Here is a 22,425-nt window from a genome sequence, read left to right as displayed (position 1 = left end):
GATGAAACAATGAATCAACACCAACAATCAGTCATTTCTGCATCAACGCTGTATGTGGTGCCCACTCCAATCGGCAATCTGGGCGATATCACCCACCGCGCGTTAGAGGTACTGAAAAGCGTTGATCTGATCGCGGCGGAAGACACGCGCCATACCGGATTGCTGTTGCAACACTTCGCGATCAACGCGCGTCTGTTCGCGCTGCATGACCACAACGAACAGCAAAAGGCCGATCAACTGCTGGCGAAACTGCAGGAAGGCCAGAGCATCGCGCTGGTGTCCGATGCCGGCACGCCGCTGATCAACGATCCCGGTTACCACCTGGTGCGCCGCTGCCGTGAGGCCGGCATTCGCGTGGTGCCGCTGCCGGGCGCCTGCGCCGCCACTACCGCGCTGTGCGCCGCGGGCGTCGCCTCCGACCGTTTCTGCTATGAAGGCTTCCTGCCGGCGAAAACCAAGGGGCGCAAGGATACGCTGATGGCGCTGGCGGAGGAACCGCGCACGCTGATTTTCTACGAATCCACCCACCGCCTGCTGGAAAGTTTGCAGGACATGGTCACCGTCTGGGGCCCGCAGCGTTATGTGGTGCTGGCGCGCGAGCTGACCAAAACCTGGGAGTCTATCCACGGGGCGCCGGTGGGTGAGCTGCTGGCGTGGGTGCAGGAAGATGAAGTACGCCGCCGCGGTGAGATGGTGCTGATCGTCGAAGGCCACAAGGCGCAGGAGGATGCGTTGCCGCTCGAGGCGCTGCGCACGCTGGCGCTGCTGCAAAAAGAGCTGCCGCTGAAAAAGGCGGCGGCGCTGGCGGCGGAAATCCACGGCGTGAAGAAAAATGCGCTGTATAAGCACGCGCTGGAGCAACAACAACCGTAAAGCGGTTGACCTGCCGCCGCCGCGACGCTACTATCCGCGCCGGAGTTGACCAGACAGTCGCCGCTTCATTGCCGTCCTCTTCGGGGAGACAGATGGAGGGGAGGAAAGTCCGGGCTCCATAGGGCAGGGTGCCAGGTAACGCCTGGGAGGCGCAAGCCTACGACTAGTGCAACAGAGAGCAAACCGCCGATGGCCCGCGCAAGCGGGATCAGGTAAGGGTGAAAGGGTGCGGTAAGAGCGCACCGCGCGGCTGGCAACAGTTCGTGGCACGGTAAACTCCACCCGGAGCAAGGCCAAATAGGGGTTCACATGGTACGGCCCGTACTGAACCCGGGTAGGCTGCTTGAGCCAGTGAGCGATTGCTGGCCTAGAGGAATGACTGTCCACGACAGAACCCGGCTTACCGGTCAACTCCCTCGACAAAAGAAAACCCCGCGCAACGCCAGTTGCGCGGGGTTTTTCGTTTTCCGGCCGGCTTACACCGGCAGGTCTATCAGCAGCGCGCGCAGCGGCGTCTCGGCGCGGATCGTCAGGCGATTCTCCTCGCGCACGAAGGCGCCGTCGCCGCAGGTCAGACGCTGTTCGTCGTGGCGCTCGCCGGTGGCGGCGATGGTGCCGTGAATCGACTGCAAATAGGCGCGCGGTCCGTTAATCGTCAGCGTGTGTTCTTCGCCCGGCTGCAGATCGAGATGGTGGATCCAGACCTGCTGGCGCAGCTGCAGGCTGCCCTGCTCGCCGTCCGGCGAGGCCAGCAGCAGGTTGCCCGCCGCCGGCAGCGCCAGGCGCTGCACGCGCTCGTTGTTGCGTTCCGGGCAGGCATCCAGCCACAGCTGCAGGCGGGTCAGCGGCGTATCGCTGCTGACGTTCTGTTCGCTGTAGCTCAGGCCTGGCTGGGTGGCCAGCAGCAGCGCTTCGCCGGCTTTGGCGCGCGCGGCGTTGCCGTCGCTGTCGCGGTATTCCGCCTCGCCCTGCAGGATCAGGTTCAGGATATCCACGCTGGGATAGGTGCGCGGCTGGAACGACGCGCCCGGCGCCAGCACCTCCTGATTCAGCACCCGCAGCGACGCGTAGCCCATCAGTTTGGGATCGAAGTAGTGACCAAAGGAAAAGGTGTAGCGAGCCTGCAGCCAACCAAAGTCAGCTTGCCCGCATTGTTGTGCTGTTCTGCATGTAATCATGGCAATCGGCTCTCTAAATTCATTATCCAAATGGTAAGCATCTGGACGTCGGATTGTTAGCCAGTTAATCTGGTCGGCATATTCAAATTTCCTGACAGAGGGATGTGATGGCCAGAGATCGGGCGCTCACGCTTGAAGCGCTGAGAGTGATGGACGCGATCGACCGGCGCGGCAGCTTCGCCGCGGCCGCCGACGAATTGGGCCGGGTGCCGTCGGCGCTCAGCTACACCATGCAAAAATTGGAAGAAGAATTGGACGTGGTGCTGTTCGACCGTTCGGGCCACCGCACCAAGTTCACCAATGTGGGGCGCATGTTGCTGGAGCGCGGGCGGGTGTTGCTGGAGGCGGCCGACAAGCTGACCACCGACGCCGAGGCGTTGGCGCGCGGTTGGGAAACTCACCTGACTATCGTCAGCGAAGCGCTGTCGCCGCCGAGCCTGCTGTTCCCGCTGGTGGACAAACTGGCGCTGAAGGCCAACACCCAGGTGTCGATTTTCACCGAGGTGCTGGCGGGCGCCTGGGAACGGCTGGAGCAGGGGCGCGCCGACATCGTGATCGCGCCGGACATGCATTTTCGCGCGTCGTCGGAGATCAACACCCGCAAACTGTACAAGGTGATGAGTGTCTACGTTGCCGCGCCGGATCACCCGATCCACCAGGAGCCGGAGCCATTATCCGAGGTGACCCGCGTGAAGTACCGCGGCATCGCGGTGGCGGATACCGCCCGCGAGCGCCCGGTGTTGACCGTACAGCTGCTGGATAAGCAGCAGCGTCTGACGGTGAGCACCATTGAAGACAAACGTCTGGCGCTGCTGGCCGGGTTGGGGGTGGCGACCATGCCGTACCCGATGGTGGAGAAAGATATCGAAGCCGGGCGGCTGCGCGTGGTGGGGCCGGAATACAGCCGCGAAGCCGATATCATCATGGCCTGGCGGCGCGACAGCATGGGGGAGGCGAAAGCCTGGTTCCTGCGCGAAATTCCGCGCCTGTTCGCACAGCGTTAACGTTGGTGGGATGACATCCCCTTGCCGGGCGGCAAGGGGATTTTTTTTGCCTTAGCCGAAGCGCTGGTCGCGGCCGTGCGGCTCGTCCAGATCCTGCGCCGGCCCGATGGAAATGATGCCGTGCGGGTTGATGGTGGCGTGGCTGCGGTAGTAGTGGTTGCGAATGTGCGGCAGGCTGACCGTTTCGGCGATGCCCGGCATCTGGTAGATGTCGCGCAGGAAACCGTACAGGTTCAGATAGTCGCTGATGCGGTGTTTGTCGCACTTGAAGTGGGTGACGTACACCGGATCGAAACGCACCAGCGTGGTCCACAGACGCAGGTCGGCTTCGGTCAGCCGATCGCCGGTCAGGTAGCGATGCTGCCCCAGGATCTGCTCCAGGCGCTCCAGCGCGTTGAAGACCCCGTTGACCGCTTCGTCATAGGCTTCCTGGCTGGTGGCGAAACCGGCCTTGTACACGCCGTTGTTCACCTGATCGTAAATCCAACCGTTCAGCTCATCGATCTTGCCGCGCAGCGCGGTCGGGTAGTAGTCCCCCGCCCGAGCGCCCACGCCGTCAAACGCGCTGTTGAACATGCGAATGATATCGGCGGATTCGTTGCTGACGATGGTTTGCCGCTGTTTATCCCACAGTACCGGCACGGTCACGCGCCCGCTGTAGTGCGGATCGGCCCGCAGGTAGATTTGGTACAGGAAGTCGGCGTGATACAGCGGATCGCCGGTGGTTTCAGGAAAATCCTGGCCGAAGGTCCAGCCGTTTTCCAGCATCAGCGGGTGCACCACCGAGACCGGAATGATCTGCTCCAGCCCTTTCAGTTTGCGCATCAGCAGCGTGCGGTGCGCCCAGGGGCAGGCGAGGGAAACGTACAGGTGATAACGGCCCGCTTCGGCCTGGAAGCCGCCCGCGCCGTGTTCGCCCGGCTGACCGTCGGCGGTCACCCAATTGCGAAACTGAGCGGTTGAACGTTTGAAACGGCCGCCGGTAGATTTCGTGTCATACCAGATGTCTTGCCAAACGCCATCGACGAGTTGTCCCATGGGAATCTCCTTGGTGTCCGAGTGAAAAGCGACAGGGCCCGGCATGCCGGGCCCTGAATGACAGTTTAGATTACCATTTCTTGTTCAGAAGACGGTCGATGCTGAAGCCGCCTGGGCCTGCGACCGCCAACACGATGAAGCCGCCGGCGATGGTCAGGTTTTTCATGAACATCAGCTGGTTTACGCCTTCCGCAAAGTCAGTGTGGAACAGCAGCGCGGTCAGAATGGTGAAACCGGCAGTGAACAGCGCCACGGTGCGGGTCAGGAAACCGAACAGGATCGCCAGACCGCCGCCAAATTCCAGCAGGATGGTCAGCGGCAGCAAGAAGCCAGGCACGCCCATCGATTGCATGTACTGTTGGGTACCGGCATAAGCGTCACCCATTTTGCCGTAGCCTGCCACGATAAACAGGATTGGCATCAGAATACGAGCAACCAGCAAACCTGTATCTTCTAATTTTTTCATCATCTACTCCAAAGTGTTTTTGTGCGCCTGTTCGGCGGTAGTCATATCAACGGGCGGTGTAGCGGGTTTCTTACCCTGTCCGCTCCGTCTCGAATTGATGGAGTGAATGTTAAGCGGGAAGTGCTCAGGTTGTTAGCAAGTAAAACTGTCGTAATTTTTCAAAAAATCTGAATCTTTAGCGTGCTAATAAATTGCCGCCAGTCAGCAGGTTGCCCGGCCCTCGGGATAAGCGGCGCTGTTTTAGGGGGAAAACGAGGGCGGAGCAACAGGATGTTTGAAGGAAAAACGTGGGGCTTACTTGGCGGAGAAGGTCTTTTTAAACAGACGGATAGCGCTCCAAGCGCCGAAAGCGCGACGCGACCAGCGGATCATCTTGCTGGGGTGGCGGATGCCGTACAATGCCATGACGCTGGAACCGAGCACCAGATAGCGGCGCAGGCCAAACACCGTCTGCCAGCCGCGGTCGATGCGCTCGGTCTTTTCCAGCCACAGAGACTTGTGTTCGGCCAGATCCAGGCGTTGCTGCTGGATCTGGCGAATCAGCCTCTCTTTTTTCCATTCCAGATAGCGGCGGCGGCTCATGGCTCGCGCTCCAGTTCGGCGCGGTCGAGTTCCAGCTGTTTGCGCGTGGCGCCGAGCAGCGTGGTGCGACGGGCCTTGACCAGCGTCCAGATGGTGCCGACCACGGCCAGGAACAGCAGCACGCCGGTCGTGGCACCCAGCGCCACCAGCCGGTAGACCGGATCGATGGCCCAGAAGATCAGGATCAGCAGGCTCATCAAACCGAAGGCGGTGAACAGCAGCGTCATACCGGCCATGATCAGCAGCTGAATGAGATTGGCTTTCTCCTCTTCCAGCTCGACCACCGCCAGTCGGACACGGGTTTCCACCATGCCGACCAGGATCGTGATGATGCGCTGACCGATATCCAGGACCCCTTTAGCGGGGCCCTGCGCGCGCACTTGCGGTTGTTCAGCCATGATTAGCGACGCGCGAGCAGCACGCCCAGCACAACGCCGACCGCCGCGCCGATACCGATGCCGGTCCACGGGTTGTCGCGCACGTAGTCGTCGGCCTGGCCGGCGATCTGTTTGGTTTGCGAAGCCAACTTGTCACCGGCGTCGCTCAGGCGAGCGCGGGTCTCTTTCAGCGCGCCTTCCGCTTTCGAACGCAGCTTCTCCAGCTCAGCTTTCGGCTTGTCGGTGGAGGAGTTCAGCACTTCCTCCAGCGTATCGGCTAAGGACTTCAGTTCAGCGCGTAAATTTTCTGCATTTGAATCATGTGCCATGTGATTATTCCTTAACGTTTATTTCGACAGACTTTTAACATAGCGGATTTTTTCGCCGGAGCAAAGGGGTGATGGCCAGCAGATAACACCAGGCATCAATTCCATATGCTTAAGAAATCCCGTGTGATGGGGCTCTCATCGATAAATCCGCTAGTGTAAAAAAATTATTCCGCCTGGGCGCGTTTCAGCTCAGCCTGCGCTTCCGCCAGCTTTTGCTGCTTCTTGGCGACCTTGTCCAGCTTGCCGGTTTGCTGTGCTTCTTTCAGTTCCTGCCGGCGCTCGTCGACCTTGCGCTGCTTCTCCGCGATATTTTTCTGGCGTTCGGCCTGCAGGCCGGCTTCAGTACAGTGAGTCTGCACTTCGCTCAGCGCTTTTTTCAGCCCGTCCACGCGGTGGGTGTTGCCGTGTTGGGTGGCGTAGTCGATTTGCTGCTGGATGTCTTGCGCTTTGGCGGCGCAGCCGCCCTCAGCGGCCGAAGCGAGCGCCGGCAGCGTACAGAGTGGCAACAGCAGTAACAGTGAATGGCGTAATTTCATCTTTCAGTTCCTTTTCATGGGATGCCTGAACAGGCATCCGCTTTCCTGACTGCCGAAGGCGGCAGCGCGAGAGGAGGGCGTTCATCGCCGGCTGAAGTTACCCTTCAGCATAGTCATGAAACCGGCGTGCCCCCAAAGAATCAGCCGTGACTTAGTGCAGACTGATTGATTTTTGAGCTAATCGATGCGAATGAAAATGAAGATAATGGCAATGAAAGGAAACCCCTTCATATGAAGGGGATTATCCCAGATTGAGTGGGGAACGCGCAAATTCGCGTACCCAATGCGACGGCACGGGGGACTCGCTCAACGCGATGTGGTAACCGGGCGGCAGGATGGTTTGCAGCGCTTCGCGCGCCAGCAATTGCTGCTCCGGCGAATCCAGACGGATGACCAGGCCATCGCCTTCCGGCGTAATGCTTTTGATGCGGATGCCGCGCTCATCCAGGCGCTGATAGACGTAAAAACCGTCGGGCAGCGACAGCCCTTGCTGGCTGGCGCGAATGCGCAGCTCGCTCTCGGTGCGCACCATGCAGGGCACCAACAGCGTCGCCAACGCCAGCAGGGCGAGCGCGATCATCAAGACGTATTGCCAGCGCGGGCGCTTTGCTGTCACGCCCCTTTCCCCGGATTCTGGCTGCCGGCGCGTTTTTTGCGCCACAGCACGATCAGCGAGCCGACCAGCCCGACCACCAGCAACACCAGCGGCAACATCATCAGGCAGAACATCAGCTGATCTTCATACTTGCGGAACACCGGGGTTTTCCCCAGCGCGAAGCCCAGCGTCGTCAGGATCAAGACCCACAGCAGGCCGCTCATCCAGTTGAAGAACTGGAAGCGCGCGTTGCTCAGGCCGGACAGGCCGGCGATGGTCGGCAGCAGGGTGCGCACGAAGGCCAGGAAGCGGCCGACCAGCAGGGCGGAAAGCCCGTGGCGGTGGAACAGGTTGTGAGCGCGCTGATGGTAGTGGGCCGGCAGGTGCGAAAGCCAGCCTTGCACCGTTCGCGTATTGCCGAGCCATCGGCCCTGTATATAGCTGACCCAGCACCCCAGGCTGGCGGCGACGGTCAGGATGACGATGGTCAGCGGGAAGCCCATGGTGCCTTTGGCGATCAGCACGCCAACCAGGATCAGCAGGCTGTCGCCCGGCAGGAAAGCGGCCGGCAGCAGGCCGTTTTCCAAAAACAGGATCATGAACAGCAGAATGTAGAGGGTCCACACCAACGAAGGGTTCGCCAGCGTCTCAAAATCCTGCTGCCACAAGGCATGTATCAGTTCTTTAATGATATCCATCCGGTGTTCCTAAAACGTCATTGTTTATTTTTATCTCAGCGGCGGAGCGGGCGTGGGCTGAAAGCGCGCGGCGATCCTGAATGCTGATAACGATGAAACGGCGTTGCTTTAAGGTTTCTAAGCGGTGCGACACCGGTCATAGGTGGTAAGTCAGCGTGCCACGGTACTGCATGTTGCTTTCTTTCCAGCCGGCCTGCCGGCTCTGTTGCCTGGAGGCGTCCAGCGTCCAGTCGACCTGGGCAAGCCGGTTGGGGGCCGGGGTGTCCTGGCGGGGGAAACGAATTCGGTAGCCCGGCTCTGCGGCCAGGGTATAGACCGGTGCCGTCAGGGAGGACGCGAGCAGCGAACCGGGGAAAGAGTGCGCTCTGGGCAGCAGCAGCGGCAGCTTGCCGGGGGCTTTGCGGCGCGCTTCGGCCGGCGCCCGATACACATGATCATAGGGGGAAAGCGCCGGCTCCGCCAGCAGCGGCAGGCTGCTCAGCGCACTGGGGGTTGGCTTGGGTGACGCCACGCATAGCTGTTGGCCGGAGACCGAACCGGTCCAGCAGAAAACAGCAATCAGCATGGCAAACAACCAGCGCATTTATTCGCGTCCCGCCCCCGCAGCAATGGGTAAAAAAGTGGGCTAACTCTACCAAAATAGCACGATTGGCAACAGGGAAATCTACGTTGCCGACGGTGAAATAGTACACGGCAAACGGCGGTTCCGGCATCGATTCAGCGGATTTTACATTACCTGACATAAGCCGACGGTTTTTGACCGCCGTGGCTATTTCGGCTCGTGGCCCACGCCATCCAGATGCACCACCGGATTCTCGGCGAACAGGTAGCGATCGGCGTTGTATTCGAAGTCGTCGCTGGTGGCGTTGAACAGCATCTGCTTGGTGTTTTCCAGGTGCTGCCACATCGCCAGTTTGGCGGCGTAAGGATCTTTGCGCATCAGCGCCTTGAGGATCTGATCGTGATCGTCGCACCAGCTGGCGATCGAACGTTCGTCGATATGCTCGTGCAGTTTCTTCCAGTAAGGGTTGTTGACCCGCTGCACCCACATTTTTTCCACGATGGTGGCCATGGCGGTGTTCTGGGTGGCCAGCGCCACCTGCACGTGGAACTTCAGATCCCACTGCGAGTCGCGGAAACGATCCTCTTTGCGGGCATGCTCCTGGATCTCCATCAGTTGCACGATATCCTGCTTGGTCACCTGGGTGGCGGCAAATTCGGCGATGTTGCTTTCTATCAGTTGGCGCGCCTGCAGCAGCTCAAACGGGCCGGCGGTGGCGAACTCGATGCTGTCGCCCGGCACCACCAGGTGTTTTTGCTGGTTGGACACCACGTGGATCCCGGATCCCTTGCGCACGTCCACATAGCCTTCGACTTCCAGCATGATGATCGCCTCGCGCACCACGGTGCGGCTGACATTCATCTCTTCGGCGATGTATCGCTCGGCCGGCAGTTTGTCGCCTACCGGATAACGGCCGCTTTCGATGCGTTGCTTCAGCTCGGCGGCCAGTTGCTGGTACAGGCGTCTGGTTTCAGTGAATTCCATAGTGAATGCTCTATACGGTGCGGTGGGAAGGGGCGCGTGGCCATCGGATTTGTTATACCACTTATTCGGCACCGCTGCCAGAGGAGCAAGGGGCCCGGCGCAGCGGCCGGGCGGGGGATCAGCTGCGCGCCGGGGTGGGCTGCAGCGCGGCGGGTTGCGGTTCGGCGGCCGGGCGGTTTTGCAACACCGTCCAGATGACGATGGCGCCGAGAATGTCGAACACCGACAGCGCGGCGAACAGCGGGCTGAAGCCGAGGGTGTCCGCCAGGGCGCCGACCACCAGGGCGAACAGCGTGCTGGCGGTCCAGGCCGCCATGCCGGTCAGCCCGTTGGCGGTTGCCACCTCATTGCGGCCGAACACGTCGGAAGAGAGGGTGATCAACGCGCCGGACAGCGCCTGATGGGCGAAGCCCCCGACGCACAGCAGCGCGATAGCCGCGTAAGGGCTGGTGAACAGGCCGATCATGCCGGGGCCGATCATCAACACCGCGCCCATCGTCACCACCAGCTTGCGCGAGACGATCAGATTGACCTTGAAATACTTCTGGAACAGCGGTGGCAGATAACCACCGACGATGCAGCCGAGATCGGCGAACAGCATCGGCATCCAGGCGAACATGGCGATCTCTTTCAGATTAAAGCCGTAGGCCTTGAACATGAACAGCGGGATCCAGGCGTTGAAGGTGCCCCAGGCCGGTTCCGCCAGAAAGCGCGGCAGCGCGATGCCCCAGAACTGGCGGTTGCGCAGGATCTGCCAGGCGGACATCTTTTTGGCGTTAGAGGTCTGGTGCTGCGCTTCCTGGCCTTCGAGGATGTAACGGCGCTCTTCCTGGCTCAGTTTCTTCTGATCTTTCGGGTGCTTGTAGAACAGCAGCCAGCAGATGGCCCAGATCAGGCTCAGCACGCCGGTGATGATGAACGCCATCTCCCAGCTGTGCGCCACGATGGCCCAGACCACCAGCGGCGGGGCGATCATGCCGCCGATCGACGAACCGACGTTGAAATAGCCGACGGCGATCGAACGCTCTTTGGCCGGAAACCACTCGCTGCTGGCCTTCAGCCCGGCGGGGATCATCGCCGCCTCGGCCATGCCGACCGCGCCGCGCGCCAGCGCCAGTCCGCCCCAACTGTTGGCCAGCGCGGTGCCCATACAGAACACCGCCCAAAGAATGGCGAACATGGCGTAACCGACCTTGGTGCCGAGCACGTCCAACACATAGCCCGCCACCGGCTGCATCACGGTGTAGCAGGCGGAATAGGCGGCGACGATATAGGAATACTGCTGGGTGGTGATGTGCAGCGTATCTTCCAGCGTCGGCGCCGCCACGGCGATGGCGTTGCGGGTCAGGTAACCCAGCACGGTGCCGACGGTCACCAGCCCGATCATGTACCAGCGTAACCCTTTAATTTTACGCATCCGAAATGTCTCCCCGTTTGAAGGTATGGCCGGCGATGCGGCTGGCGAGACAATAACCTGTCATACAGGTTTAAAAGTTGAGTGATATCACAAAAGGAATTATTCGCCTGAGCGATACTGTCGCCGGTGAAATAGGGCGTTTATGCCGCAAATTTGCCGTAAAACTGAGCGAAAAAGGGATTGAAGGACAGCAAAACGGCAGATGGCGGGAAAAATTTGCTGGACGCTCGCTAAAATTGGTGTGATAACTTTTGTGATTCGATCCCTGTGCCGCACGGCAAGTAAGTAAGGTAAGGAGCCCGAGATGGCGACGTTTTTGAGCGAAGATTTCCTGCTGGACAGCGAATTTGCCCGGCGTTTGTACCATGACTACGCGGCGCAGCAGCCGATTTTCGACTACCACTGCCATTTGCCGCCACAGCAGATTGCGGAGAATACCCGCTTCAGCAACCTGTACGATATCTGGCTGCGGGGCGATCACTACAAATGGCGGGCGATGCGCACCAACGGCGTGGCAGAGCGGCTGTGCACCGGCGATGCGGGCGATCGCGAGAAATTCGACGCCTGGGCCGCCACGGTGCCGCACACCATCGGCAACCCGCTCTATCACTGGACGCATCTGGAGCTGCGCCGGCCGTTCGGCATCACCGGAACGCTGCTGTCGCCGAGCACGGCGGATGAGATCTGGCAGCGCGGCAATGCGCTGCTGGCGCAGGATGAGTTTCGTGCGCGCGGCATCATGCGGCAGATGAACGTGAAAATGGTCGGCACCACCGACGATCCGATTGACGATCTGCGCCACCATCGGGCGATCGCCGAGGATCATAGCTTCGATATCAAGGTGCTGCCGAGCTGGCGGCCGGACAAAGCCTTCGCCATCGATGCGCCCGGCTTCAACGACTATCTGCGGCAGCTGGAGGCGGCGGCGGACACCGCCATCGGCCGCTTCAGCACGCTGTGCGACGCCCTGTACAAGCGCATGGATCACTTCGCCGCCCACGGCTGCAAGGTGGCCGACCATGCGCTGGACGTGGTGGTGTTCGGTGAGGCCGATGAAGCGACGCTGGATGCGATCCTGCTGCGTCGCCTGAACGGTGAGCTGCCGACGCCGGAACAGAGCGCGCAGTTCAAAAGCGCGGTGCTGCTGTTCCTGGCCGGCGAATACCGGCGCCGCAGCTGGGTGCAGCAGTATCACATCGGCGCGCTGCGTAATAACAACAGCCGCATGCTGGCCGCCGTCGGGCCGGATATCGGCTTCGACTCGATCAACGATCGGCCGCTGGCGGAGCCGCTGTCGCGGTTGCTGGATGCCCAGGCGCGGCAGGGCGGCCTGCCGAAAACCATTCTCTATTGCCTCAACCCGCGCGATAACGAAGTGATCGGCACCATGATCGGCAATTTCCAGGGGGAAGGCACGCCGGGCAAGATGCAGTTCGGCTCCGGCTGGTGGTTCAACGATCAGAAGGATGGCATGCAGCGCCAAATGACGCAGCTGGCGCAGCTCGGGCTGTTGAGCCGCTTCGTCGGCATGCTGACCGACAGTCGCAGTTTCCTGTCGTACACGCGTCATGAATACTTCCGCCGCATTCTTTGCCAGATGATCGGTCGTTGGGTAACGGACGGCGAAGCGCCGGCCGATATCGCGCTGCTGGGCGAGATGGTGAAAAACATCTGCTTCGACAACGCCAAAGACTATTTCGCCATTGACCTGGCGTAGCCGTTATCTGGGATCGGTTTATGCAAAGTACGATAAAGATTCACGAGCAGGATAACGTGGCGGTAGCGCTGCGCGACCTGGCGGCCGGAGAAACGGTTGAGCTGGCGGGCGTATCCGTTCCGCTGGCGCAGCCGGTGGCGCGCGGGCACAAGTTTGCGCTCGGCCCGATTGCCGAGGGTGAGGACATCATCAAATACGGCCAGCCGATCGGCCATGCGCTCGCGGCCATTGCGCCTGGAGAGCATATTCATTCGCAAAACGCCAAAACCAACCTGAGCGATCTGGACAGCTACCGTTACCAGCCGCAGTTCCCGGCGCTGCCGCCGCAGGCGGCGGATCGCGAGGTGCAGCTGTACCGTCGGGCCGGCGGCGAAGTGGGGATCCGTAATGAACTGTGGATCGTGCCGACCGTCGGCTGCGTCAACGGCATCGCCCGCCAGATCCAGCAGCGCTTTTTGCAGCAAACGCAGGCGGAGGGGATCGACGGCGTGCATCTGTTCAGCCATCCGTTCGGCTGCTCGCAGCTGGGGCAGGATCATGCCAACACCCGCATCATGCTGCAGAACATGGCGCGTCATCCCAACGCCGGCGCGGTGCTGGTGATCGGACTGGGGTGCGAGAACAATCAGGTGGATGCCTTTCGCGCCACGCTGGAGATAGAGGACGAGCGGCGGCTGCGTTTTATGGTGTGCCAACAGCAGGATGACGAGGTGGAGGCCGGGTTGGCGCTGCTGCACGAGCTGTACCGGGAGATGCGCCACGATCGCCGCGAGCCGGGCCGCCTGAGCGAGCTGAAGTTCGGCCTGGAGTGCGGCGGTTCGGACGGATTGTCGGGCATTACCGCCAACCCGCTTCTGGGGCTGTTTTCTGATTACGTGATCGCCAACGGCGGCACCACGGTGCTGACCGAAGTGCCGGAGATGTTCGGTGCCGAGCGCATTCTGATGAGCCGCTGCCGCGATGGGGAAACTTTCGACAAAACCGTCGATATGATCAACGATTTCAAACGCTATTTCATCGCCCATCAACAGCCAATTTATGAGAATCCGTCGCCGGGCAACAAGGCCGGCGGCATCACTACGCTGGAGGAGAAATCGCTCGGCTGCACCCAAAAAGCGGGGCTAAGCCAGGTGGTAGACGTGCTGAAATACGGCGAGCGGCTGCGTGTGCCGGGGCTGAATCTGCTCAGCGCGCCGGGCAACGATGCGGTGGCGACCAGCGCGCTGGCCGGTGCCGGCTGCCATATGGTGCTGTTCAGCACCGGGCGAGGTACGCCGTACGGCGGCTTTGTGCCGACGGTGAAGCTGGCCACCAACAGCGAGCTGGCGGCGAAGAAGCCGCACTGGATCGATTTCGACGCCGGCGGGCTGATCCACGGCGTGGCGATGGAGACCTTGCTCGGCCGCTTCGTCGATCTGATTGTCGAGATCGCCAACGGCCGCCCGGCGCGTAATGAAACCAACGACTTCCGCGAGCTGGCGATCTTTAAAAGTGGAGTGACGCTGTAAGGCTGACGAAAAAGGCGCTCTAAGGAGCGCCTTTTTTATGAAGCAAGGCGGGATTAACGCACCTTCAGCGGGTCTTCGTTCGCCAACCGTTGGTCTTCCGCCTGGCAGGCGGCGGCGGTGAACAGCACGTCGGTGGAGGAGTTGAGGGCGGTTTCCGCCGAATCCTGCAGCACGCCGATGATAAAGCCGACGGCTACCACCTGCATCGCCACGTCGTTCGGAATGCCGAACATGTTGCACGCCAGCGGAATCAGCAGCAGCGAGCCGCCGGCCACGCCGGAGGCGCCGCAGGCGCACAGGGCGGCCACCACGCTCAGCAGCAGGGCGGTCGGGACGTCCACCGCGATGCCCAGCGTGTTCACCGCCGCCAGCGTCAGCACGGTGATGGTGATCGCCGCGCCGGCCATGTTGATGGTGGCGCCCAGCGGGATAGAAACCGAGTAGGTGTCCTCATTCAGGTTCAGCTTCTTGCACAGCTCCATGTTCACCGGAATGTTGGCGGCTGAGCTGCGGGTGAAGAAGGCGGTCACGCCGCTCTCGCGCAGGCAGGCGAACACCAGCGGATACGGATTGCGGCGGATTTTCCAGTAAACGATCAGCGGGTTGAGCACCAGCGCCACCAGCAGCATGCAGCCGAGCAGCACCATCAGCAACTGGGCGTAGCCCCACAGCACGCCGAAGCCGGTTTCCGCCAGCGTGGAAGCTACCAGGCCGAAGATGCCGAGCGGCGCACAGCGGATCACCGCGCGCACCACCAGCGTAACCGCATGGGACATGTCGTTGATCAGCCCCTTGGTGGTGTCGGAAGCGTGGCGCAGCGCCAGCCCCAGCCCGACGGCCCACGCCAGAATGCCAATGTAGTTGGCGTTAATCAGCGCATGGAACGGGTTGGCCACTACGCTCAGCAGCAGGCCTTTCATCACGTCCACGATGCCGCCTGGCGGGGTGATGTCGGTCGCGCCGGTGGTCAGCGCCAGCGTGGAAGGGAAGATAAAGCTGACGAGGACCGCCACCAGCGCCGCGGCGAAGGTGCCCAGCAGGTAGAGGAACAGAATGGGGCGAATGTTGGTTTTCTGTCCCTGCTTATGGTTGGCGATCGATGCCATCACCAGTATCAGCACCAGCAGCGGCGCTACCGCTTTCAGCGCGCCGACGAACAGGGTGCCGAGCAGGCCGACGGCCGCTGCGGCCGCCGGCGAAACCAGCGCCACCAGAATGCCGGCCACCAGGCCGACCATGATTTGTTTGACCAGGCTGCCCTGAGTAATCCTTTGTAGTAGTTTTTGCATAGTGCTTCTCTTCCTGATGTTATCTGGCCGCCGCGGCGGGAACGACGCCGGGCAGCTTTATATGATTCTGTAACTAAGTGTGTTTGCCGAATCAGTATTCAGTAATCGAATGAGGTTGGAAAGAGGCGAGGGTGAAATTCTGAGCGCGGATCAACACTTGATAACATACTGTTTACATTTGTGTGATCGCAATAACGTTTGGCGTTTTGGGGGAATTGCCAAACAATCGCGGGGCGACTAGCGCCCCGGATAACAGATTGTGGTTATTTCTTGGCCAGACGATCGTTGCGATGATTGACCCAGGCGTTGATCACCAAAGTGAGCGTCAGGATGCCCGCCACCACGCCGAGCGATAGGCCGATCGGGATGTGGAAGACGTCGATAATCAGCATCTTGATACCGATAAACACCAGGATCACCGACAGGCCGTATTTCAGCATCGAGAAACGTTCCGCCACGTTGGCCAGCAGGAAGTACATGGCGCGCAGGCCCATGATGGCGAACAGGTTAGAGGTCAGCACGATGAATGGGTCAGTGGTCACGGCGAAGATCGCCGGGATGCTGTCTACCGCGAAGATCACGTCACTCAGTTCGACCAGGATCAGCACCAGCACCAGCGGGGTGGCGAACAGGATGCCGTTGCGGCGCACGAAGAAGCGCTCGCCTTCCAGGCTGTCGGTCATGCGCAGCCGGCTGCGCAGCCATTTCACCAGCGGCTTGTCGCCGATCGCCGAGTCATCCTCCTTCGCCAGCGCCATCTTGATACCGGTGAACAGCAGGAAAGCGCCGAACAGATACAGCAGCCACTGGAACTGGCTGACCAGCCAGCTGCCGGCGAAGATCATGAGGGTACGCAGCACGATCGCGCCCAGCACGCCGTAAATCAATACCCGCCGCTGCAGGTTGGCCGGCACGGCGAAGTAGCTGAACAGCATCAGCCAAACGAACACGTTATCCACCGCCAGCGCTTTTTCGATCAGGTAGCCGGTCAGGAAGGCCAGCGCCTGGGTATCGGCGACGGCGCGCCCGGCGGTTTCATTCAGGTAGTACCAGAAACCGAAATTGAACAGCAGAGAGAGGCTGACCCACACCAGCGACCAGCTGGCGGCCTGCTTCAGGGTCATGGTGTGCGCGCCTTTACGGCCCTGCAACAGGAGGTCGATTGCGAGCATCACGACTATGACGGCGGCGAAGCTGCCCCATAACCACGGTGTGCCAACGGAATTCATCATCAGAGGTATCCTTCAAAAACAAAAACGGCCAACGTCGGAAGACGCCAGCCGCTCTGTGAACGCTGCAAGCAAACCTCGCCTTCCGGCAAGGTCTCACTTACAACGTTGATGAAGGTGATTACACCTTTGACATCAGGTTGCCCGGTAACCGGATGCTTGCGCATCGTAATGACGATTGACCGGCAATGAAGTTACTCCCCTTTGCAGAGCAGAAAGTAATGCAAAATGTGTCGGCGGTCAACGTGAATCGCGTTAGCTGGCCATCGCTTTTTGCGCGCCGAGGCTGACGACGAATCCCTGCAGCAGCAGGCGGCTGAACGGCGTGTCGCTAACCTGTTGTTGTTGCTGTTGATAGCGGGCCTGCTGCTCGGGATGCAGTTCGCCGAGCCACTGCAGATACTGGCTCATCACCGCGCCGTTGAATTCCGGGTGGAACTGGGTGGTCAGGGCATGATCGCCATAGCGCAGGATCTGGTGCGCATCCTGCTGCGAACGCGCCAGCGTCTGCGCGCCGGCGGGCGGCGTCAGTACGCTCTGCGAATGGATCAGGTTGGCTTTGAAGCGCGGCGGCAGCAGGGTGAGCCGCCGGTCTTCGGCCGCGGCGGGCAGCAGTTCGATCTCCAGCGTACCCACCTCCATACCCTGCGGGTGATAGCCCACTTCGCCGCCGAGTGCGTAGGCCAACAGCTGGTGGCCGTAGCAGACACCGAACAGCGGCAGTTTGAGCGCCATCGCCTGACGCAGCCATTCGGCGGCTTCCTCGCTCCACGGCAGCCGTTCGGTCACCATCGCTGGCGAGCCGGTGATGACCACGCCGCAATAGGCGGCCGGCGGCAACGGCCGCTCGCCGGCGGGCAGATGCACGATGTGCGCGCGTTCAGCGTCGATGTTGCCCTGTTGCAGGAACATACCTTCAAAGTTAGCCAGTTCCTGGCGAATGGCCTGCGGTGCGTCGCCGGTTTGCATCACGAGCAGCGGTTTCATCTCATTCTCCGTCGGCGGGGAAGACGACGCCGGTCTGGCGGCGGATGTCGGTCAGCAGGCGGGCGACGATCAGCGAATTCTCCAGCCCCGGATGTTCCACCTGACGTTTCTCAATCAGCTTGGCAAAGGCCAGTGCTTCATACAGCATGGTGTTGATGTGCTGCGGTTGGCTCAGATCCTGGCGGTTGCCGCCGCGCGGCGTCAGTGCCACGCCCTGGCACTCGGAAATCTTGTCGATAATCAGCGTGCCTTCCTCTCCCTGGATCTCGCTGGGGATCGCCGAGTCGCTGACCTTGGAATGGGAAAGCGTGACGTCGAAATCGCCGTAGTTCAGGCAGACGGTGCCGTGGGCGTCTACGCCGGTATCGAGCAGCGTGGCGCTGGCCAGCACCGACTGCGGCGCACCGAACAGCGCCACCGCGCTGGCCAGGCAGTAGTAGCCGATGTCCATGATCGAGCCGTTGGAGAACTGGGGGTTAAAGGTGTTGGGATTCTCGCCGGCCAGGTAGCGCGGATAGCGCGAAGAGTATTGGCAATAGTTGATGAAGGCTTTGCGCAGCCGGCCGATTTTCGGCAATGCCTGTTGCAGCGCCAGAAAATTCGGCAGATAGGCGCTTTTGAACGCCTCGAACAGCACCACCTGGTTTTCCCGCGCGCAGGCTACCAGCTGTTCCGCTTCGCGTTGGTTGGAGGCCAGCGGTTTTTCGCAGATCACGTGCTTTTTATGGCGCAGGAACAGCAGCGATTGCGGGCAGTGCAGGGCGTTGGGGCTGGCGATATACACCGCGTCTATGGCGTCGGACTGGGCCATCGCCTCGAGCGAGTCGAAAAACTGCGTGACCTGATAGTTGGCGCCAAACGCCTGCGCCTGTTCCAGCGAGCGTGAATACACGGCGCTCAGCGTGAGTTTGCCGCTTTCATGGGCGGCATCGATAAAACGTTCCGTTATCCAGTTGGTGCCGACGACGGCAAAGCGAATCATGGCGAGCTCCGGTCCAGGCTTAAAACCGCAGATTATCACGCCCTCACTCGCTATGCATACAGCTCGCCGAACAGCGAAAGGTGCGTCAGATACAGCCGGGTATCAAACTCCAATTGGTGGTAATTCGGCTCCATATGGCAGCACAGACTGTAGAACGCTTTGTTGTGATCTTTCTCTTTCAGGTGTGCCAGCTCATGCACCACGATCATGCGCAGGAAGGGCTCGGGCGCGACTTTGAACACCGTCGCCACGCGGATTTCTGCCTTGGCCTTCAGCTTGCCGCCCTGCACGCGTGAGATGGCGGTATGCAGGCCAAGCGCGTGCTTCATGACGTGGATCTTGCTGTCGTAGGCCACCTTGCTCAGCGGCTGGGCGTTGCGCAGATACTGGTTTTTCAGATCGACGGTAAACTGATACAGCGACTTATCGGTGGTGCAGTCGTGCACCTGCGGATAGCGCTGCAGCAGCACGTCTCCCAGTCGGTTTTGGTGGATCAGTTGTTGCACCTGGCTTTGCAGATGCGTTGGGTAGCCTTGCAGGTAGGTCAATTCAGACATTCTTGTTCCGTATCAACGGCCATTCAGCCGGTCATTCTATGCTGTTTTTTCGCTCAAATCCTGACATACGCAATTTATCCGAAAAAACATTTTACTGACGGGCGTTTTTAGGGGATAAACAGCCCAAATTTTATCAGTCAGGAGGGGCAATGAGCCAACTCGATCTGGGAACACAGCAACTTGAGCTGGAGCGTTATCCCCAACAGGAAGAATCCACCCAGCTGCAGGCGTGGGAAGCGGCGGACGAATATCTGCTGCAACAGCTTGAAAACGTAGATATCGGCGGCCGCCCGGTGCTGATTTTCAACGATAACTTCGGCACCCTGGCCTGTGCGCTGCACGCGCATCGCCCTTACAGCGTCAGCGACTCGTACATGAGCCAGCTGGCGACGCGTCACAACCTGAAGCTCAACGGATTGGATCCTGAACAGGTCACCCTGTTGGACAGCCTGGCCGAGCTGCCGGCGGCGCCGGCGGTGGTGCTGATTCGCGTGCCGAAGGCGCTGGCTCTACTGGAGCAGCAGCTGCGCGCGCTGCGCCACGTTGTGACCGAAGACACGCTGATCGTCGCCGGCGCCAAGGCGCGCGACGTGCATACCTCGACGATGCAGCTGTTTGAAAAGGTGCTGGGCCCGACGCGCACCAGCCTGGCGTGGAAGAAAGCGCGCCTGATCTTCTGTCAGGCGGCGGACATCGTCCCGCCGGCGGCAGCGGAAACCACCAACTGGACGCTGGACGGCACCGATTGGCTGATCCACAACCACGCCAACGTCTTCTCGCGTGGCAGCCTGGATATCGGCGCGCGCCTGTTCCTGGATCATCTGCCGCGTGGCCTGAACGGCCATATCATCGATCTGGGCTGCGGCAACGGCGTGATTGGCCTGGCGGCGCTGGCGCAAAACCCGGAAGCGCAGATGACCTTCGTCGATGAATCTTACATGGCGGTGGCTTCCAGCGAGCTGAATGTGGAGCACAACCTGCCGCAAGAGCTGGATCGCTGTCAGTTTGAGGTGAACAACGCGCTGGCGGGCATCGAGCGCGAAAGCGTGCAGGCGGTGCTGTGTAACCCGCCGTTCCACCAGCAGCACGCCATTACCGATCATACCGCCTGGCAGATGTTCTGCGACGCCAAGCGCTGCCTGCAGGTGGGCGGCGAACTGCGCATCGTCGGCAACCGTCACCTTGACTACCATCACAAGCTCAAGCGTCTGTTCGGCAACTGCACGCTGGTGGCCTCGAACAAGAAGTTCGTGATCCTGAAAGCGGTGAAATCCGGCGCGCGTCGCTGAGTGAATAAAAAGGGGCGCCGGGCGCCCCTCAGTCTGTAGACAAAGGGGGAAAAAGCGTGGTTTTTCCCCCTTTGTGGTTATCAGCCGAAAATCAATAAATTGATTTTCCTTGTTTTCTTTTCGCTGGTCTCTGCCTACCCGGCATGGGGATGAGGTTTGTCATCAATATCAGGGGCGCCGGGCGCCCCTTTTTTTACAGTGACATCGCCAGCCGCGTACCCTGATCGATCGCACGGCGGGCGTCCAGCTCGGCGGCCACGTCGGCGCCGCCGATCAGGTGCACGGTTTTCCCCATCGCCAGCAGCGGCTGCTGCAATTCGCGGCGCGGCTCCTGCCCGGCGCAGACGATCACCGTGTCCACCGGCAGGCAACTTTCCTGCTCGGCGCGGGTGATGTGCAGCCCTTCATCGTCGATCAGCCGATAGTTGACGCTATTGAGCATCTTCACGCCGCGCATTGCCAGGCTGGCGCGGTGGATCCAACCGGTAGTTTTCCCCAGGCCTTCGCCTACCTTGCTGGTTTTACGCTGCAACAGGTAGATCTGCCGCGCGGCGCGTGGCGCCTGCGGGCCTTGCGCCGCCAGCCCGCCGCGTTGCTCAAGGCGGCCATCAATGCCCCATTCGCGGTTGAATTCCGCCTGGTCCAAACTGCTGGATACGCCGTGCTGGCTGAGGTACTCGGCGGTGTCGAAGCCGATGCCGCCGGCGCCGATGATCGCCACGCGCTGGCCGACCGGTTTTTTATCGCGCAGCACGTCCAGATAGCTCAGCACCTTGGCGTGCCCGATGCCGGGGATGTCCGGGGTGCGCGGCACGATGCCGCAGGCGAGGATCACTTCGTCGAATTCGCTTAAATCCGCCGCCTCGACCTTGACGCCCAACCTGACCGTCACTTCACGCAGCGCCAGCTGGCGGCGGAAGTAACGCAGGGTTTCATGGAATTCTTCCTTGCCGGGGATTTGTTTGGCGATGTTGAACTGGCCGCCGAGCAGATCGGCGGCGTCGAACAGCGTCACCTGATGGCCACGGCTGGCGGCGGTGGTGGCAAACGCCAGCCCGGCGGGGCCGGCGCCGATCACCGCCAGCTTTTTCGGTTTCTCCGCCATCGTCAACGGCATTTCGGTTTCGCGGCAGGCGCGCGGATTGACCAGGCAGGAGGTCAGCTTACCTTCAAATATCTGGTCGAGGCAGGCCTGGTTGCAACCGATGCAGGTATTGATCTCGTCGGCGCGCCCCTCGGCGGCTTTCTGCACAAAGGCGGCGTCGGCGAGGAACGGGCGCGCCATCGACACCATGTCGGCGCAGCCGTCCGCCAGCACCTGCTCGGCCACCGCCGGATCGTTGATGCGGTTGGTGGTGATCAGCGGGATGCTGACCTTGCCCATCAGCTTGCGGGTCACCCAGCTGAACCCGGCGCGTGGCACCATGGTGGCGATGGTCGGGATGCGCGCTTCGTGCCAGCCGATGCCGGTATTGATGATCGTGGCGCCCGCCTGTTCGACCGCCAGCGCCAGCTGTTCGATCTCCTGCCAACTGGAGCCGTCCTCCACCAGATCGAGCATCGAGAGCCGGTAGATCAGAATGAATTCCGGGCCCACGGCCTGGCGCACCGCCCTGACGGTCTCGACGGCGAACCGCATGCGGTTGGTGAAGCTGCCGCCCCATTGGTCGTCGCGCTGATTGGTGCGCGTCGTCAAGAATTGGTTGATCAGGTAGCCTTCGGATCCCATCACCTCAACGCCGTCATAGCCGGCCTGCTGCGCCAGCGCCGCGCAGCGGGCGAAGTCGGCGATGGTCTGCTCAATGTCTGCCGTGCTGAGCGCGCTCGGCGTAAACGGGTTGATCGGCGCCTGCAGCGCGGAAGGGGCCACCAGCTTGGGTTGATAGCTGTAGCGGCCGGTGTGCAGGATCTGCAGCGCAATTTTGCCGCCCGCCCGGTGGACGGCTTCGGTCACCGGGCGGTGATGAGGCAATTGCTCCTCGCTGTTGAGGATCGAACCGCCGCGAAAGACCACGCCCTGTTCGTTCGGGGCAATGCCGCCGGTGACGATCAGCGCCACGCCGGCGGCGGCGCGCTCGGCATAGAACGCGGCCAGCCGCTGCGGGCCGTCGGGCAGCTCTTCCAGGCCGGTATGCATCGATCCCATCAGCACCCGGTTTTTCAGGGTGGTGAAGCCGAGATCCAGCGGCGCCAGCAGGTGAGGGTAATTGCTCATTGCACTCTCCATC

The 22,425-nt window shown here is 61.1% G+C and carries 24 protein-coding genes and 1 other RNA gene; 7 read left to right on the top strand and 18 right to left on the bottom strand.

Annotation, left to right across the window (positions count from 1 at the left end; translation table 11 throughout):
• Positions 1-9 precede the first annotated feature (9 nt).
• Together rsmI and rnpB are read left to right on the top strand one after the other, a co-directional pair.
• Complete coding sequence (rsmI, locus tag FUU19_RS21200; RefSeq protein WP_004937108.1) at positions 10-873, top strand: 16S rRNA (cytidine(1402)-2'-O)-methyltransferase; 864 nt, start codon at positions 10-12, stop codon at positions 871-873.
• A 41-nt stretch (positions 874-914) separates the two neighbouring features.
• Positions 915-1,292: RNase P RNA component class A (rnpB, locus tag FUU19_RS21195), an RNA gene on the top strand.
• Between the two features lie 57 nt (positions 1,293-1,349).
• On the opposite strand, the gene FUU19_RS21190 is transcribed toward rnpB, so the two are convergent.
• Positions 1,350-2,051, bottom strand: a complete 702-nt coding sequence (locus tag FUU19_RS21190; protein WP_230489659.1) for a pirin family protein — start codon at positions 2,049-2,051, stop codon at positions 1,350-1,352.
• A 107-nt stretch (positions 2,052-2,158) separates the two neighbouring features.
• Here FUU19_RS21190 and FUU19_RS21185 point away from each other — a divergent pair, with 107 nt between their 5' ends.
• The gene (locus FUU19_RS21185) at positions 2,159-3,055 is read left to right on the top strand and encodes a LysR family transcriptional regulator (protein WP_004937113.1); all 897 of its coding nucleotides are present in this window, start codon (positions 2,159-2,161) and stop codon (positions 3,053-3,055) included.
• Positions 3,056-3,106: 51 nt separating this feature from the next.
• Here the strand turns inward: FUU19_RS21185 and FUU19_RS21180 are convergent, their stop codons facing one another.
• The 11 genes from FUU19_RS21180 to FUU19_RS21130 form a co-directional block, all read right to left on the bottom strand.
• Complete coding sequence (locus tag FUU19_RS21180) at positions 3,107-4,093, bottom strand: glutathione S-transferase family protein (RefSeq protein ID WP_141972430.1); 987 nt, start codon at positions 4,091-4,093, stop codon at positions 3,107-3,109.
• 70 nt (positions 4,094-4,163) lie between these two features.
• Positions 4,164-4,559 (bottom strand): DoxX family protein, encoded by a 396-nt coding sequence (locus tag FUU19_RS21175; RefSeq protein ID WP_004937119.1) that lies wholly within the window; start codon positions 4,557-4,559, stop codon positions 4,164-4,166.
• A 294-nt stretch (positions 4,560-4,853) separates the two neighbouring features.
• Complete coding sequence (locus FUU19_RS21170; protein WP_004937121.1) at positions 4,854-5,141, bottom strand: YqjK-like family protein; 288 nt, start codon at positions 5,139-5,141, stop codon at positions 4,854-4,856.
• Positions 5,138-5,539 carry a phage holin family protein gene (locus tag FUU19_RS21165; RefSeq protein WP_015379160.1) on the bottom strand — a complete coding sequence of 134 codons (402 nt, stop codon included), beginning with the start codon at positions 5,537-5,539 and terminating at the stop codon, positions 5,138-5,140. The genes FUU19_RS21170 and FUU19_RS21165 overlap by 4 nt, the downstream gene beginning before the upstream one ends.
• A 2-nt stretch (positions 5,540-5,541) precedes the next feature.
• Positions 5,542-5,847, bottom strand: a complete 306-nt coding sequence (locus tag FUU19_RS21160; RefSeq protein WP_004937125.1) for an ElaB/YgaM/YqjD family protein — start codon at positions 5,845-5,847, stop codon at positions 5,542-5,544.
• Between the two features lie 164 nt (positions 5,848-6,011).
• On the bottom strand, positions 6,012-6,383 hold the full coding sequence (locus FUU19_RS21155) for a DUF1090 domain-containing protein (RefSeq protein WP_033636105.1): 372 nt from the start codon (positions 6,381-6,383) through the stop codon (positions 6,012-6,014).
• Between the two features lie 241 nt (positions 6,384-6,624).
• On the bottom strand, positions 6,625-6,999 hold the full coding sequence (gene mzrA, locus FUU19_RS21150; RefSeq protein ID WP_004937130.1) for an EnvZ/OmpR regulon moderator MzrA: 375 nt from the start codon (positions 6,997-6,999) through the stop codon (positions 6,625-6,627).
• The gene (locus tag FUU19_RS21145; RefSeq protein WP_049198505.1) at positions 6,996-7,676 is read right to left on the bottom strand and encodes a DedA family protein; all 681 of its coding nucleotides are present in this window, start codon (positions 7,674-7,676) and stop codon (positions 6,996-6,998) included. The genes mzrA and FUU19_RS21145 overlap by 4 nt, the downstream gene beginning before the upstream one ends.
• Before the next feature lie 136 nt (positions 7,677-7,812).
• Entirely contained in the window at positions 7,813-8,259 is a 447-nt protein-coding gene (locus FUU19_RS21140; protein WP_060424701.1) for a hypothetical protein, read from the bottom strand.
• A gap of 186 nt (positions 8,260-8,445) precedes the next feature.
• Positions 8,446-9,222 carry a transcriptional regulator ExuR gene (exuR, locus tag FUU19_RS21135; protein ID WP_025304350.1) on the bottom strand — a complete coding sequence of 259 codons (777 nt, stop codon included), beginning with the start codon at positions 9,220-9,222 and terminating at the stop codon, positions 8,446-8,448.
• A gap of 118 nt (positions 9,223-9,340) precedes the next feature.
• Positions 9,341-10,639 carry an MFS transporter gene (locus tag FUU19_RS21130; protein ID WP_141972432.1) on the bottom strand — a complete coding sequence of 433 codons (1,299 nt, stop codon included), beginning with the start codon at positions 10,637-10,639 and terminating at the stop codon, positions 9,341-9,343.
• A 77-nt stretch (positions 10,640-10,716) separates the two neighbouring features.
• On the opposite strand from FUU19_RS21130, the gene FUU19_RS21125 reads away from it, so the two are divergent.
• From FUU19_RS21125 to FUU19_RS21115, 3 genes are read left to right on the top strand one after another with little or no spacing between them, the layout of a single operon-like run.
• On the top strand, positions 10,717-10,884 hold the full coding sequence (locus FUU19_RS21125) for a hypothetical protein (RefSeq protein ID WP_185742346.1): 168 nt from the start codon (positions 10,717-10,719) through the stop codon (positions 10,882-10,884).
• A 59-nt stretch (positions 10,885-10,943) separates the two neighbouring features.
• A complete protein-coding gene (uxaC, locus tag FUU19_RS21120) occupies positions 10,944-12,356 on the top strand; it encodes a glucuronate isomerase (protein WP_141972434.1) in 1,413 nt (470 codons plus the stop codon).
• Between the two features lie 20 nt (positions 12,357-12,376).
• On the top strand, positions 12,377-13,864 hold the full coding sequence (locus FUU19_RS21115; protein ID WP_202670281.1) for a UxaA family hydrolase: 1,488 nt from the start codon (positions 12,377-12,379) through the stop codon (positions 13,862-13,864).
• 53 nt (positions 13,865-13,917) lie between these two features.
• Here FUU19_RS21115 and sstT read toward each other — a convergent pair whose 3' ends face one another.
• From sstT to FUU19_RS21090, 5 genes are all read right to left on the bottom strand, one after another.
• Positions 13,918-15,153, bottom strand: a complete 1,236-nt coding sequence (gene sstT, locus FUU19_RS21110; RefSeq protein ID WP_230489658.1) for a serine/threonine transporter SstT — start codon at positions 15,151-15,153, stop codon at positions 13,918-13,920.
• Positions 15,154-15,416: 263 nt separating this feature from the next.
• On the bottom strand, positions 15,417-16,385 hold the full coding sequence (locus FUU19_RS21105; protein WP_288400076.1) for a TerC family protein: 969 nt from the start codon (positions 16,383-16,385) through the stop codon (positions 15,417-15,419).
• Positions 16,386-16,637: 252 nt separating this feature from the next.
• Positions 16,638-17,369 (bottom strand): glutamine amidotransferase, encoded by a 732-nt coding sequence (locus tag FUU19_RS21100; RefSeq protein WP_230489657.1) that lies wholly within the window; start codon positions 17,367-17,369, stop codon positions 16,638-16,640.
• Position 17,370: 1 nt separating this feature from the next.
• Positions 17,371-18,351: a Gfo/Idh/MocA family protein gene (locus tag FUU19_RS21095; protein ID WP_230489656.1), complete on the bottom strand. Its 981-nt coding sequence runs from the start codon at positions 18,349-18,351 to the stop codon at positions 17,371-17,373.
• 50 nt (positions 18,352-18,401) lie between these two features.
• Positions 18,402-18,908, bottom strand: coding sequence for a M48 metallopeptidase family protein (locus FUU19_RS21090; RefSeq protein WP_122016770.1), 507 nt, complete (start codon positions 18,906-18,908; stop codon positions 18,402-18,404).
• A 149-nt stretch (positions 18,909-19,057) separates the two neighbouring features.
• Between FUU19_RS21090 and rlmG the strand changes: the two genes are divergently transcribed.
• The gene (gene rlmG, locus FUU19_RS21085; RefSeq protein WP_230489655.1) at positions 19,058-20,197 is read left to right on the top strand and encodes a 23S rRNA (guanine(1835)-N(2))-methyltransferase RlmG; all 1,140 of its coding nucleotides are present in this window, start codon (positions 19,058-19,060) and stop codon (positions 20,195-20,197) included.
• A gap of 193 nt (positions 20,198-20,390) precedes the next feature.
• Here the strand turns inward: rlmG and FUU19_RS21080 are convergent, their stop codons facing one another.
• Positions 20,391-22,412 (bottom strand): oxidoreductase, encoded by a 2,022-nt coding sequence (locus FUU19_RS21080; RefSeq protein WP_230507343.1) that lies wholly within the window; start codon positions 22,410-22,412, stop codon positions 20,391-20,393.
• Positions 22,413-22,425: the final 13 nt, after the last annotated feature.

Source organism: Serratia montpellierensis (assembly GCF_020858655.1).
Taxonomy (GTDB): Bacteria; Pseudomonadota; Gammaproteobacteria; order Enterobacterales; family Enterobacteriaceae; genus Serratia; species Serratia montpellierensis.
The sequence above is the reverse complement of the archived record's forward strand: the minus strand, read 5'-3'. Positions and strand labels throughout refer to the sequence as shown.

What these genes read in the sequence shown, in the direction of transcription:
- FUU19_RS21095 (WP_230489656.1), bottom strand. Translation starts at nt 18,351, where the DNA reads ATGATTCGCTTTGCCGTCGTCGGCACCAACTGGATAACGGAACGTTTT.
- rlmG (WP_230489655.1), top strand. Translation starts at nt 19,058, where the DNA reads ATGAGCCAACTCGATCTGGGAACACAGCAACTTGAGCTGGAGCGTTAT.
- FUU19_RS21100 (WP_230489657.1), bottom strand. Translation starts at nt 17,369, where the DNA reads ATGAAACCGCTGCTCGTGATGCAAACCGGCGACGCACCGCAGGCCATT.
- FUU19_RS21145 (WP_049198505.1), bottom strand. Translation starts at nt 7,676, where the DNA reads ATGGATATCATTAAAGAACTGATACATGCCTTGTGGCAGCAGGATTTT.
- exuR (WP_025304350.1), bottom strand. Translation starts at nt 9,222, where the DNA reads ATGGAATTCACTGAAACCAGACGCCTGTACCAGCAACTGGCCGCCGAG.
- FUU19_RS21080 (WP_230507343.1), bottom strand. Translation starts at nt 22,412, where the DNA reads ATGAGCAATTACCCTCACCTGCTGGCGCCGCTGGATCTCGGCTTCACC.
- FUU19_RS21130 (WP_141972432.1), bottom strand. Translation starts at nt 10,639, where the DNA reads ATGCGTAAAATTAAAGGGTTACGCTGGTACATGATCGGGCTGGTGACC.
- FUU19_RS21090 (WP_122016770.1), bottom strand. Translation starts at nt 18,908, where the DNA reads ATGTCTGAATTGACCTACCTGCAAGGCTACCCAACGCATCTGCAAAGC.
- FUU19_RS21170 (WP_004937121.1), bottom strand. Translation starts at nt 5,141, where the DNA reads ATGAGCCGCCGCCGCTATCTGGAATGGAAAAAAGAGAGGCTGATTCGC.
- rsmI (WP_004937108.1), top strand. Translation starts at nt 10, where the DNA reads ATGAATCAACACCAACAATCAGTCATTTCTGCATCAACGCTGTATGTG.
- FUU19_RS21115 (WP_202670281.1), top strand. Translation starts at nt 12,377, where the DNA reads ATGCAAAGTACGATAAAGATTCACGAGCAGGATAACGTGGCGGTAGCG.
- FUU19_RS21175 (WP_004937119.1), bottom strand. Translation starts at nt 4,559, where the DNA reads ATGAAAAAATTAGAAGATACAGGTTTGCTGGTTGCTCGTATTCTGATG.
- FUU19_RS21185 (WP_004937113.1), top strand. Translation starts at nt 2,159, where the DNA reads ATGGCCAGAGATCGGGCGCTCACGCTTGAAGCGCTGAGAGTGATGGAC.
- FUU19_RS21165 (WP_015379160.1), bottom strand. Translation starts at nt 5,539, where the DNA reads ATGGCTGAACAACCGCAAGTGCGCGCGCAGGGCCCCGCTAAAGGGGTC.
- FUU19_RS21105 (WP_288400076.1), bottom strand. Translation starts at nt 16,385, where the DNA reads ATGATGAATTCCGTTGGCACACCGTGGTTATGGGGCAGCTTCGCCGCC.
- FUU19_RS21180 (WP_141972430.1), bottom strand. Translation starts at nt 4,093, where the DNA reads ATGGGACAACTCGTCGATGGCGTTTGGCAAGACATCTGGTATGACACG.
- FUU19_RS21155 (WP_033636105.1), bottom strand. Translation starts at nt 6,383, where the DNA reads ATGAAATTACGCCATTCACTGTTACTGCTGTTGCCACTCTGTACGCTG.
- uxaC (WP_141972434.1), top strand. Translation starts at nt 10,944, where the DNA reads ATGGCGACGTTTTTGAGCGAAGATTTCCTGCTGGACAGCGAATTTGCC.
- FUU19_RS21190 (WP_230489659.1), bottom strand. Translation starts at nt 2,051, where the DNA reads ATGATTACATGCAGAACAGCACAACAATGCGGGCAAGCTGACTTTGGT.
- FUU19_RS21160 (WP_004937125.1), bottom strand. Translation starts at nt 5,847, where the DNA reads ATGGCACATGATTCAAATGCAGAAAATTTACGCGCTGAACTGAAGTCC.
- sstT (WP_230489658.1), bottom strand. Translation starts at nt 15,153, where the DNA reads ATGCAAAAACTACTACAAAGGATTACTCAGGGCAGCCTGGTCAAACAA.
- FUU19_RS21140 (WP_060424701.1), bottom strand. Translation starts at nt 8,259, where the DNA reads ATGCGCTGGTTGTTTGCCATGCTGATTGCTGTTTTCTGCTGGACCGGT.